The sequence below is a fragment of the Sphingobium sp. AS12 genome, from assembly GCF_019097845.1.
Taxonomy (GTDB): domain Bacteria; phylum Pseudomonadota; class Alphaproteobacteria; order Sphingomonadales; family Sphingomonadaceae; genus Sphingobium.
In genome coordinates this window covers 526,243-538,313 of the sequence record NZ_JAHRGM010000024.1, presented here as the reverse complement: position 1 = coordinate 538,313, position 12,071 = coordinate 526,243, and the positions used below count along the sequence as shown (strand labels likewise).

The window sequence follows — 12,071 nt, the reverse complement described above, 5'->3', positions numbered from 1 at the left end:
GCCGGCTCAGCCGCTGCCGACACGCGCACGATGGACGCGCATTTCGCTGATCTCTTCACCCTCTATGAAGGGACCAGACGGAGCCTTCCGCTCGCTGCATGACAATTACTGGTCGGATCAGTGACGCGGTCCGCCTTCGAACTTTCATCATATTGCAGTGCGGAAGAAACGCGGACGACTCATTGGCAGGCTATGACCACGCCAGCCATTGGGGGGCATCATCATGTACAAGACTATGCGGGCCATGCTGTTTGCAGGGCTGGTCAGTTTCGTCGCGACCGGATCGACCAGCAGCAGCCTACCATATCGTCTCGATATGGCGCAGCTATTGCCGGACGGTGGCAATACGACACTTTCCATGATGACCTATAATATCAAGGGTTTGCCCTGGCCGATAGCTTTTGATCGGGATGCCGCGCTGGCGCGGATCGGCGGGCGTCTGCGCGCCATGCGGCAACGGGGGCAGCAGCCCCATATCCTGTTGTTGCAGGAAGCGTTCACGCCGCAAGCGGCAGAGATTGCGCGCACATCCGGCTATCGGCACATGACGTTCGGACCGGATCGGCTGATGCGCTCGCCGATCGCGCCTGCGACGGAGGATCGGGCCTTTCTTGCCGATGCCCGGTGGGATCGTGGCGAGGCGATGGGGAAACAGACCGACAGCGGCCTCATCATCCTGTCCGATTATCCCATCATGCGCGTTCAGCGCCTCGCCTTCCCCGATTTCGCCTGCGCCGGGTTCGATTGCCTCGCCAACAAAGGCGTGGTGATCGCCGACATACAGGTGCCTGGCGAAGAGAAGCCCGTCGCCATCGTCAATATCCACCTCAACGCGCGCAAGGCGTCCGGCGTTTCCGTGGCGCGATCGCTGGCGGCCTATGCGCGGCAGGTCGATCTGACCGCCCGCTTCATCGCCGGTGCCGTCCCGCGCGACCGCACATTGATGATTGGCGGCGACATGAATATTGGCGGCAACAGCGATCGTACGCGCATCTTCTTCGACAGCTTTTCCCGCTATGGCCTGTCCTTCGTGGCCGCGTCGCAGGGCGGCGCGCAGATCGCCCTGCAACAGGCTGCGATCCCCGTTCCGCAGGCGCGCGATGACCTGATCCACGCCACTCAGCGCCGCAAGGACTGGATCTTCGCGCGCGCCGGTCTGGGTACCGCGCTTGTCGTTAAGGGTGCGCATGTGCCGTTCGGGTCTGAGCCTGACGGTCAGCCGCTCTCTGATCATTTCGGCTATGTCATCGCCTATGACAGCCAGCGCCCGCAACTGGCGCTGGCCGATGCCAGCCCTGCGCAGAAAAGCGAGTATCGCTGATGCGCGGCCTGTATCTGCTCGGCCTGATCGCGCTGGCGCTCCAGGGCGGCACCGCATCGGCACAGGACATATTCGTCGACCAAAGCATCAGCTTCACGCTGAAGCCTGCGATCCGGCGATCGCCCCTGCTGGAGGCGCGCAGGACCAGCCCGGATTATGGCTGGATCGGCGCGATCCGCCCGCTGCCCGGTGATGAGCCAGACCATGTCGTGGCCCTGCGCCTCCAGCGCCAGAGCCGCCGGCTCATCGGGGCGCAGGCGGATATTCTACCCGCTATGGGTGCATCACGCTACGACCACCGCCCGCGCAGCCGCACGCGGATGTTATCGGTCGAGGATCATTTCACTCTTTCCGATCAGGTCGCGATGACGCTGGGCTTTGCCGGGCTGAAAGTCAGCAATCGCAATGCCAATGTGACGATCGGCAGTGATGATGATCGGCTGCGCGCGCGCGACTGGTTCCTGCCCAAAGCCGTCGTCCACTACCGTCCCACATCTGCAATCACGCTGTCGATGGACTATGAAGAGTCCATGCGCGCCTATGGCGATACCGGCTTTACCGGCCCGCTTGGCCTTTCGCGCCCCGATTTCGAGGCTTTGCGTCGCTCCCTCCGCCCCGAAAAAAGCCGGGTCGCGTCGATCGGCGGCCAATGGTCGGGCGGGGACATGATCGTGACGACCAGCCTCTATCGCGCCGACATCCGCAACGGCCTGTCCTTTGCCGACCGCGCCTATCTGCCCACCAATATCGGGTCCGCCCGGCTGTTGGGCGTGAAGATGATGGCCCGGCACCAGCTGACCCCGCATCTCGACTGGTCCGTTCGCTATCAGCAGGCAGCGGTGGACACCATGACCGGGCGATCCGTGCAAGAACGGGAAATGGCCCTTGCAGCCGCATGGACCAGCGGGGCGTGGCGTGTCGCGGCACAGGGATCTCGCACCGGCCGCGCGGCGCTGGCCGCTCTTGGCACCCAGCAATCGCCTCTGCGCGCCGAAGGCAGCATCGAATATACGCCCGTGCAACAGGGTCGCCAACGATTGCGCCTTGCCGCCCGCTTCATCAATCCCAGCCGCCTGGTCAGCATCGGCCTCTCCGGTCCGACGGCCATGGGTAGCCTCCACTCCGTCGATCAGACCCGCGCCGTCATGTTCAGCGCCGACATGGGCTGGTAAGCAACCAGCCCTGTGATGACCAAGGCTGTCCGCGCTTCCCCGCTGTGCATTTTCCTGCTGTTGCTTGCCGTTCTGCTGGGCATTGCGGCGCTCCGGCCGATCGACCACGATGAAGGGCAATATGTCGCCGCGGTAGCATTGATGCGATCGGGCCTGCCCTATCGCGATTTCGCCTATCTCCAGACGCCATTGCAACCCCTGCTCTTCGCGCCGCTGGCCCGGCTGTGCGAGGGCTGGCTGTTCCTTGCCCTGCGCGCCGTCAATGCCCTATGTGCAGCGGGGGCGGCGGCGCTGTTATATCGGGCCGTTTGCAGCGTGGGAGGGACTCCGCGCAGCGCCGGGATTGTAGCCATGGCGCTCGTCACCAGCCATGCTTTCCTGTTTGCGGCCACGGTCGCGCGGAACGATGCCCTGCCTTTGCTCCTGCACATGGCCGGTCTCGCGCTGCTCATCGACGCGCTCGGCACGGCACGCCGCCCGCCATTCTTCATGCTCGCCGGGCTTCTACTGGGCGCGGCGGCTTCGGCCAAGATCAGCTATGGCCTGCCCGCCGCCTCCATCGGCCTGTTCGCGCTGGTCAATATTCGACGGCTCGGCCCGATGAGCGTCCTCGCACTGGCGGCGGGCGGGATCGCGGGTGGATTGCCGACCCTGATCCTGTGGGCCATCGCGCCGGATGCGGCCTGGTTCGGCATCATCGACTATAGCCTGAAGGCGCCGCTGGAATGGCAGATGCTGAACCAGCGCGCCTATATGGTGGAAGCCCCGCTCAGCGCCTTGCGGCTGCTGCGTTTTCTGGCGCAGGGATCGGCGCTGCTTGCGCTTGTCGCGATGGGAGTGGCCATCCTGCGTCGATCCGTCAAATCCTCGATAACGACAGGTCTGCTCGACTATGTGATCGTTGCTGGGTTGATTGCGGCATGGCTGCCCCGACCCATTTATGCGCAATATCTGGTACCGCTGCTGCCTGCCTTGTTCCTGCGTTTCGGATTGATGCTGGATGCGCCCTTCTGGCACCGCCCCGCAGCGATCAAGGTCTTGGCGCTGTGCATGATGGCAGGGGCGGCGGACACGCTGATCCGTATCACACCGAACATCGCCAGCGGCCACAGCCCGATCCTGTCGGCGACGCGCGATGCTCATGCGATCGGGCAAAGCGTGCGCGCCTCCGCCATTGCAGATCCAATCGTCAGTCTCGCACCGGAGCGGGTGGTGGACAGCGGCATTCCACTCGATCCACGCTTTGCCGCCGGTCCCTTCCTGTTCCGGACGCGCGACCTTCTCACCCGGGCGGAACAGCACGCATTCCATGTGCTGAATGGCGCAAGCGTTGCAGAGGGACTGACCCGGTACCCGCCCGCCGCGATCGTAACGGGGCTGGAAAGCGCGCCTTCTCCAGCCAGTCCGCAGGGTCTCGACTCATCCCTAATTGCCTGGGCCGTCGCCCATGGCTATCGCCCTACATCACCGCCTTTGGGTGAGGGAACGCTGTATCTCAGGCAGGAATGATTATCGGGGGCAGCGGCGCACAACGCTGTTGCGGCGCCAAGCTCCTGAAAAAGGGGCAAGGTGGTAGCCATTGCCGTAGATATTCGGCGCGGTGAGATAGTCGGTCGATATAATCTGTGCGCCGCTCGCAAGCGCCGCGTCGCGACGGTCGTTTGTGCCTTGTCGCGCATCGACGGTGTCGATGTCCGCGCGGGTGCTGACCAGATACCCCTTGCGTACGGCATCGCGGATTTCCGATATGTCCGGTGTCAACGCGAAGCCGGCAATCGCGATGGCTAGCTGATCGGCGGCGGCGTCGAGCGCCAGCTCACAAGCAATGTCTCGACGCGCCTGGAATATCGCCATTTCGACCTCAGCGAGGGCGACGGCAACTTTGATCGTCACCGTGTTCTGGCGGGTCTATCCTACAGGTTCTGATGTTTCGCAGTGGGCGGAGGATATCTCCGCCCCTTTCCGACCAGCGGGGAAAACGTCCGCTATTTCCAATTTCGCACCAAAAGCTGACGGTCCCAAATCGGCCCCAAATCCCCCCTCACACCCGCCTAAACGGAAACGGCGCGCTCGTCCGCTCATACCCATGCAAATCCAGCGCCCGCGTCACCGGGGGCAGCGCGCGGTCGGGGCAGGCGCGGCGTTCGCATAGGTGGCAGGTGGGGCCGACTTCGACCGCGTCGTCCTTGTCCGGGTCGATGCCGTCGGCATGGACGATCCGCCCGGCATGTTTCGCCTCGCACCCCAGCGCGATTACCGCGCGGCCGCGTGCGCCCGGTGGCTGGGGCAGCGCCATGGCCAACGTGACGAAGCGGCGCTCGTCCAGCGTCTCGATCAACTGCACATTCACCTGATCGACCGCGCCTGCGCCATGCGCGTCCCAGCGCGGGCAGGTGCTGCCATAGCGGGCGAAGGGCCAGGCTTCGCCATCGAAGCGCTTGGATATGATGCCCGCCCGGTCCATCCTGACCATGAAGAAGGGGATGCCGCGCGCGCCGGTGCGGTTGAGGCTGGTCAGGCGGTGGGCCAGCTGTTCGCTCGACACGCCGAACCGGTCGCGCAGCACGGGCAGGTCGTGGCGGCATTGCTCCGCCGCCTGGCGGATGCGGTCATAGGGCATGATCAGCGCGGCGGCGGCATAGTTGGTGAGCGCAATGGTGGCGAGGCGGCGGCTATCCTCGTCCGGCGGAGCGGCGCGGGCGACCTGCGCGGCTATCGCGTCGGCCAGTTTCTGCGCGCACAGATGATAGGCGATGGCGAACAGCCGCCCGGACGCGGCCAGCCGCTCGCTCAGCATCAGCCGCCGCCGGTGCATGTCATAATGGCGCAACGTGCCCGCCAGCACATCGGCGCGGACGACTTGGACGGCCATGCCGTGCCGGTCCTTCAACCGCGCGCGCAGGTCCGCCTGCAACAGGGCAGGATCATCATTCAACTGCGCCGCGATGGCTTCGGCCCCGGCGTCAATCTCGGCAAAATGATTGCCCGCCCGCGCGATCGTCTCGCGCAGCCAGTCGATCGGTGCGACCAGCGGGGCGGGGCCGCGTTCGCCCGCCGCTGCTTCACCGGGCAGGCGGCGCAGATCGCTCAGCGCACGATAGAATCGGGCGATGGCTTCGCTGACGCCGGGATAATTTTCCGACACTTCCAGCACTTCGTCGCGGGCAATGCCGATGTCGCGAACCAGCGCGTCGGACAATATTTCGCTCAGTTCGCCCGATCCGCCGTCGGCCGCGCGCGCGGTAAAGTCGCGAATGTCGATGTCATAAATATTGGCTAGCCGCAGCAGCATCTGCGCGCTCAGGGGGCGCTGGTTGCGCTCCAGATGGTTGAGATAGCTGGGCGAAACGCCCAGTTCCTCGGCCATGCGGGTCTGGTTCAGTCCCAGTTCGCGGCGCAAAACGCGCAGCTTGGGGCCAAGGTAAAGTTTGCGGTCGATTGCGTCTGCCATACAGTCATGATGTCATAGAATGACAATATGACCAAATCTTATCGTGACACGTGGCCACTCATCGCCCTTCCGCATCGCGCCAATATGTCTAACTCACTGTCCATCGCCGCACGGACGGCTTGCAGACATAAGGACAGGATCATGACGACGGACACGATGGAAAATAGGACTGAAACCGGCGGCCACCCCCAGCCCGCCCGTTCGCGCGCGGTTTTCTCGCCGGAAGATTTCGGCCTGATCCGCACCGCGATCGTCCACTATCTGCGCGAGATTCAGGACCAGCCGGAATCGGTCAAATACGCCAATCTCTACCACCGGCTCGGCCGGGTTGCGTAAAGGCCATCCTCCCCCAAAAGGGGAGGACTATCGCCTATGGAGCCGTCCCCTCTTTCACCGTCACCCTGAACTTTTTTCAGGGTCCATTTCTCCAGATCAAGCAATTGTTTGTGACGAGAAATGGATGCTGAAATAAATTCAGCATGACGTTGGAGGGATCGCGGCACGTCCTGTGCGACTGCCCTCCCCAAAATGGGAGGATGATCAGAAGAACTTCGTGACCCAATAAAAGCCCGCACCGATCAGCGCGGCGGCGGGCAGGGTCACGACCCACGCGACGATGATGCGTGACGCGATGTTCCAGCGCACCGCCGACAGCCGCCGCGACGCACCCACGCCGACGATCGCGCCGGTGATGGTGTGGGTGGTGGACACCGGAATCCCCAGATGGGTCGCCATGAACAGGGTGATCGCGCCCCCGGTTTCCGCGCAGAAACCCTGCGCCGGGCTGAGCCGCGTGATCTTCGACCCCATGGTGTGGACGATCTTCCATCCGCCAAACAGCGTGCCAAAGCCCATCGCCGCCTGACAGCTGATCACAACCCAGAAGGGCACATGAAATTCGCCCTGCAACATACCCTGCGAATAGAGCAGCACGGCGATGATCCCCATCGTCTTTTGCGCGTCATTGCCGCCATGACCCAGCGAATAGAGCGAGGCGGAGACGAGCTGGAGCTTGCGGAACACCCCGTCCGCGCCATGGGGCGTGAAGCGGCGGAATATCCAGCTGATGATCAGCACCAGCAACAATGCCAGCAGCAGGCCGATGGCCGGCGACAGGACGATCGCCGCGCTGGTCTTGAACACGCCGGTCCAGATCACTGCAGGCAGCCCCGCCTTGGCCGTTCCCGCGCCCAGCAGCCCGCCGATCAGCGCATGGCTGGAGGAGGAGGGGATGCCCAGCGCCCAGGTGATGAGGTTCCAGGAAATCGCCCCCATCAGCGCGCCGAAAATCACCTGCGGATCGATGATCGCGGCATCGACAATCCCCTTGCCCACCGTGGTCGCGACATGCAGCCCAAAGAAGAGGAAGGCGATGAAGTTGAAGAAGGCGGCCCAGGCGACCGCATATTGAGGCTTGAGAACGCGGGTCGACACGATGGTCGCGATCGAGTTGGCGGCGTCATGCAGGCCATTGAGAAAGTCAAAGGCAAGCGCGACGCCGATCAGCGCGACCAGCAGCGGGAAGGCAATGGGGTCCATGGACTCTATCCGGCGGGATCGTCAGGCGTGGTCGATGACCAGGCCGGAAATCTGGTTGGCGACATCCTCGAACCGGTCGGTGACCTTTTCCAGGTGGGAATAAATTTCCCGCCCGACGACGAAATCCATCGGATTGCCCTCGCGCGCGGCGGCATAGAGCGTCTTGAGGCCCGCTTCGTGCAATATGTCGGCATGGCCTTCCAGCGTCACCAGACGTTCGGTCAGGTCGTGCAGCCGCGTGGCGTTCAGGTTGAGCGAACGCAGCAACGGCATCGCTTCGGCCGCCAGCCGCGCACATTCGACGATCAGCGCGCTCATATCCTGCATCTGCGGCGGAAATGTCTTGACCTCATAGAGGGCGATCGCCTTGGCTGTCTGGTTCATCTGGTCGATCGCGTCGTCCATCACGCCGATCAGCCCGGTGATGGCGCTGCGGTCGAACGGGGTGACGAAGATGCGCCGGACGTCCTGCAACACGTCGCGGATGATGTCGTCCGCTTCATGTTCCCGGTCGGAAATTTCCTTGATATGGACCATCATGTCCGGCCCGCCCTTGAGCAGCCGGGCCAGTGCATCGGCGCCGGCGACCAAGGTTGCCGCATGATTTTCGAATTGCTCGAAAAAGCGGCCCTGCTTGGGCATCAACGCATGAAACCAGGCGAGCATTCCAGTCCTTTCGCTTTGCTTGTCCTTGAACCAAAGCAGCATCCGCACGAACCGGCCCGGATCGCGGGGCGGTTTGCGAAAGGCGGCGATGATTGCCTGAAGATCGGGTTCGGCGACCGCGCGTGCGGCTTCTGCCACGGGGAACCAGCGCAGTTCGCGCTGCCCCTGTTCGGGCCATTGCGACAATTGGCCTGTGACGGCAAGGGGGAACACCTCGACGCTTGCCTCCCGCGCGGCACCGTTGCGCTTGCGCTTGTCATAGCTGTAGCGGCCAAGCGAGGCGGGGCAGGCGATGCCATGAATACCCGCTTCCTCAAAGGCTTCCAGTTCAGCCGCGCGATGGCCGGCCAGCCCCTTGATCCGGTTGCCCTTGGGAATGACCCATCGCCGCGTGTCACGCGACGTGATCAGCAATATCTGCATCGATCCGTCGGCATGGGTCGCATAAGGGAGGGCAGCAATCTGGCGCATTAGTCGCGCCTTGTAACGAAATTGTCACAATGCGCAATCGACCCCGTCGCACCAGAGTTTGTCTCGAAATGCGCTAAAGGCGCATTTCTGGACGAAGCGTCAGATGGACAGGCGTGCGGTGATGCGGATGTCGCGCCCGGCCAGCGGGGCGTAATCCTTCAGGAAACTGGCGTGGCGGCGGGCCTCCACGTCGAAGATATTATTGGCCGACAGCATGATGGTGGTGCGGTCATTGCCCTTGATCGGCTTCCACGCCAGCGATGCGTTGACCAGGGTGAAGCCGCCCGTTTCCGTCTCTGTCGCGGCGATCCGGTCCTGCGCGAAGCTATGTTCCACCTCGCCGCGCAGGCTGAGGCGATCGCCCTGCGCTTCCAGCCCGCCCAGCAGGCGCATCGGCGGGATGCGCGGGGCCGGGCCGGAATCGGTCACGGTCGCGCGGACATAATCGGCAACGCCATCGAAATTGATGGCGTAGCTGCCGACTTGCGCCAACTTGACCGTGGCTTCGGCTTCAAAGCCCAGATAGCGGGCCTTGGCCTGATTATATTGGAAGCAGGGGAATTCCAGATCCTCCCCGCCATTCACCGCCATGCAGGCGTCATCGGCGACCTGCACGTCATAAATATAGCCGTCGAACCAGTTATGATAGGCGGACAGGGCGAGGGTATAGCCCGGCCCCTGACCGCGCAGCGTGGCTTCGACGCCCCAGCTTTTTTCCTTGCTGAAATCGGGGTTGCCCAGCTCGAACGCCTGCGTGCCCGCATGATTGCCGCGCGCGAACAATTCCTCGGCCGATGGCGCGCGTTCGGTACGGGACAGGTTCAGCCCCGCGCGCCAGCCCGGCACGATCTCCCGGCTTGCGCCGATCGAGCCGGAGATGGAGTCGAACCGGCGATCATAGGCCGGGTTGAACAAAGTCGCGTCCGCATCCGCGCTGACATCGGTATGTTCATAGCGCCCGCCCACCTCGACGCGGGTTTGGCCCAGGTCGATCGACTGGAGGGTGAAGAGGCCCAATTGGGTGGTTTCGTTGCGGGGCAGGAATTTTTCTTCCCCCTCGACATGGAATTTGCGGGTGAAGAATTGCCCGCCGATCGCGCCGTCCCATCCGCCGCGATTGGCCTGGATCAGTTCCAGCCGTGATTCCATCGACTGGTTGTAGAATGTGGTGCCGACCTCGCCCGTATCCTCGATTTCCTGATGCTGATAATCGGCAAAACCCGCACGGAAGCGGATGGATTCCAGAAAGCCGCCATTGACCGGCACTTCGGCGCGCATGTCGGCCCGATCCTGCTTCATATGCAGCCGCACCTTCTCCGCCTCGCCGCCCGGCTCCACCGCATAGCGCACCGGCACGCCATAGAGATTGTCGCTATGGGTGACCGAAAAGCCCAGATTACCGCCATCGGTGATCAAAGCCGCGCCGCCCGACACTTCCCATGTTTCCGCCGCACTGTTGGGCAACTTACCACGCAGCGTGGCCAGGCTGGCAATGTCAGCGTCTCCGCTGGCCGCCGCCTGCGCGCGCAGGGCCGGGGTCAATATATAGCTGCCCGTGTCCAGATCGCCCGACTTGGAATAGCTGCCGTCAAAGTGAAACACGAGCTTGTCGCCCAGCGGCACTTCGACCTCGCCCGATCCGGTACGCTCGTTCGCGGCGCTGCCATAGGTGGTGATGGCGTCGATATGGACCGGTTCGTCCGGCACCCGGCGCGGGATGCGGCTGTCGATGACATTGACGACGCCGCCAATGGCCGACGATCCGTAGAGCAAGGCGGCGGGACCACGTAGCACCTCGATCCGGTCGGCGGTCAGCGGGTTGATGGCGACGGCATGGTCGACCGATGTGTTGGACACGTCGAAACTGCCGATCCCGTCGGTCAGGATGCGCACCCGCTCTCCTTGAAAACCGCGCAGGATCGGGCGCGAGGCATTGGGACCGAAGGACGTCGCCGACACGCCCGGCTGCCGCGCCAGCGTCTCGCCGATGGTCGACCGCATGTTGCGGGTCAGTTCCTCGCCGGTGACGACCGACGTGCCGGACAGGATGTCGCCCTGCCGCCGGGGGATGATGGCGGTGACGATGATGTCGGCGCGATTGTCATGATAGGCCTGATCGGCTGCTGCGTCGGGGGTCTGCGCAAGGGCCGGGAGGGCGAGGCACAGCGCAGGCAGGGCGCAGCCGGCGCGCAGGAGCGGGGAAAGGAGCATGAAGCGGCATCATCCTTGGAACGGGGAAGGTCGATGTGACCCTGTATCCAGAATGAGATATCATATCAAGTTCGGTTCATCGTCTTTTTGCTGCGGTGCGTCAGGCAGGAGGCGGGGCTTTGCCACCATCCCGCATCCGTTCGCCCTGAGCCTGTCGAAGGGCTGTTCTTCTTCGCAAAGAAGGACGGGGCTTCGACAAGCTCAGCCTGAACGGAGAAGGGATAAGCGTGGAGGCCTAAAGAAACAGAAATTCCGCCAGCGCCTCGACCGCCGGGGTTTCCGCCGCGCGCGGTCCCAGCGCCTGGCGCACCTCGATCGCGGGCAATTGCGTGTCGAGCGGCAGGCGGCCGATCCCGTCCATCCGCCCCAGATCGCGCGCCAGTGCGCCAAAGGCGGCAAAAATGCCCTTGCCCGCGCGCAGCGCCGTCATTACCGCGAACATATCGTCGCTTTCCAGCACCGGCGCGCCAAGCTGCACCCGCCCGCGCGCCAGCGCATCCTCGACGATATGGCGCATCGGATTATGCCGCTCCAGCGCCAGCATCGGCGTAACCGCCAGATCGTCGCGCGACACGCTGTCGGCCTGCGCCAGCGGATGGGCGGCACCGACATAGAGGCTGAGCGGCTCCGACCAGCCATAGCGGGAGGCGAAACCGGCCGGCTCCTCCAGCGCATAGAAATAGGCGATGTCCGCGCGCCCCTCGCGCAGCGCGGCGGCTGCGTCGGTTACCGACTGGACCTGCAAGTCCAGCGTAATCGCAATATCCTCATTCGCAGCCTCGAACGCCGACAGCGCTTCCTGAAAATGGCCGAAGATCGGGGCGGGTGCCGCGAGCATGATCGTCTGGCGCGGCGGAGCGGGCGGCACTTGGGCGGGCGCAGCCGTCTCGTCCCAATCCTCCGGCGCGTCCTGCGACAATAAAGTCATCGCCTGCGCCGTCTTGCGCCCGGCAGGGGTCAGGCGGACGGTGCCGCTCATATCCTCGAACAGGCGATAGCCCAGCCGCATCTCCAGCGACCCGATGTCGCGGGCGATATCGTCAGCCGTAACGCCCAGCATGTCGGCGCAGCGGGCAACGCTGCCCGCCGCCACCATCTGCGCGAAAATGTCCAGTTGGCGCAGGGAAGGGCTTTGCATCCCCGCCTGATAGAGGAAATGCTGCGCCGGGTTAAGGGCGATCTTGGCGCAATTGCGCATTGCGATATTGACGAAGACCCCAGGATGATGGCAGGGCGCTTC

The 12,071-nt window shown here is 63.9% G+C and carries 10 protein-coding genes and 1 pseudogene; 5 read left to right on the top strand and 6 right to left on the bottom strand.

Going from position 1 to position 12,071, the window contains the following annotated elements:
- The first annotated feature begins 223 nt into the window (after positions 1–223).
- The 3 genes from KRZ98_RS11745 to KRZ98_RS11735 are packed head-to-tail and all read left to right on the top strand — an operon-like array spanning position 224 to position 4,002.
- Positions 224–1,321 carry an endonuclease/exonuclease/phosphatase family protein gene (locus tag KRZ98_RS11745; protein WP_254798248.1) on the top strand — a complete coding sequence of 366 codons (1,098 nt, stop codon included), beginning with the start codon at positions 224–226 and terminating at the stop codon, positions 1,319–1,321.
- Complete coding sequence (locus tag KRZ98_RS11740) at positions 1,321–2,493, top strand: TonB-dependent receptor (RefSeq protein ID WP_217673671.1); 1,173 nt, start codon at positions 1,321–1,323, stop codon at positions 2,491–2,493. The genes KRZ98_RS11745 and KRZ98_RS11740 overlap by 1 nt, the downstream gene beginning before the upstream one ends.
- A gap of 15 nt (positions 2,494–2,508) precedes the next feature.
- Positions 2,509–4,002 carry a hypothetical protein gene (locus KRZ98_RS11735; protein WP_217673670.1) on the top strand — a complete coding sequence of 498 codons (1,494 nt, stop codon included), beginning with the start codon at positions 2,509–2,511 and terminating at the stop codon, positions 4,000–4,002.
- Here KRZ98_RS11735 and KRZ98_RS11730 read toward each other — a convergent pair.
- Positions 4,003–4,239 (bottom strand): annotated as a pseudogene (locus tag KRZ98_RS11730) (Ca2+-dependent phosphoinositide-specific phospholipase C); the annotation flags it as partial.
- 42 nt (positions 4,240–4,281) lie between these two features.
- On the opposite strand from KRZ98_RS11730, the gene KRZ98_RS24550 reads away from it, so the two are divergent.
- Complete coding sequence (locus tag KRZ98_RS24550; RefSeq protein WP_217673721.1) at positions 4,282–4,419, top strand: outer membrane beta-barrel protein; 138 nt, start codon at positions 4,282–4,284, stop codon at positions 4,417–4,419.
- A 115-nt stretch (positions 4,420–4,534) separates the two neighbouring features.
- On the opposite strand, the gene KRZ98_RS11720 is transcribed toward KRZ98_RS24550, so the two are convergent.
- Positions 4,535–5,944 carry a short-chain fatty acyl-CoA regulator family protein gene (locus KRZ98_RS11720; protein ID WP_217673669.1) on the bottom strand — a complete coding sequence of 470 codons (1,410 nt, stop codon included), beginning with the start codon at positions 5,942–5,944 and terminating at the stop codon, positions 4,535–4,537.
- Positions 5,945–6,085: 141 nt separating this feature from the next.
- On the opposite strand from KRZ98_RS11720, the gene KRZ98_RS11715 reads away from it, so the two are divergent.
- Positions 6,086–6,280 (top strand): hypothetical protein, encoded by a 195-nt coding sequence (locus KRZ98_RS11715; RefSeq protein WP_217673668.1) that lies wholly within the window; start codon positions 6,086–6,088, stop codon positions 6,278–6,280.
- Between the two features lie 204 nt (positions 6,281–6,484).
- On the opposite strand, the gene KRZ98_RS11710 is transcribed toward KRZ98_RS11715, so the two are convergent.
- The 4 genes from KRZ98_RS11710 to KRZ98_RS11695 form a co-directional block, all read right to left on the bottom strand.
- A complete protein-coding gene (locus tag KRZ98_RS11710) occupies positions 6,485–7,483 on the bottom strand; it encodes an inorganic phosphate transporter (RefSeq protein WP_217673667.1) in 999 nt (332 codons plus the stop codon).
- Between the two features lie 21 nt (positions 7,484–7,504).
- Positions 7,505–8,620 (bottom strand): DUF47 family protein, encoded by a 1,116-nt coding sequence (locus KRZ98_RS11705; protein WP_217673666.1) that lies wholly within the window; start codon positions 8,618–8,620, stop codon positions 7,505–7,507.
- Positions 8,621–8,719: 99 nt separating this feature from the next.
- Positions 8,720–10,831: a TonB-dependent receptor gene (locus KRZ98_RS11700; RefSeq protein WP_217673665.1), complete on the bottom strand. Its 2,112-nt coding sequence runs from the start codon at positions 10,829–10,831 to the stop codon at positions 8,720–8,722.
- 235 nt (positions 10,832–11,066) lie between these two features.
- Positions 11,067–11,969, bottom strand: coding sequence for a LysR family transcriptional regulator (locus tag KRZ98_RS11695; RefSeq protein WP_217673720.1), 903 nt, complete (start codon positions 11,967–11,969; stop codon positions 11,067–11,069).
- Positions 11,970–12,071 lie beyond the last annotated feature (102 nt).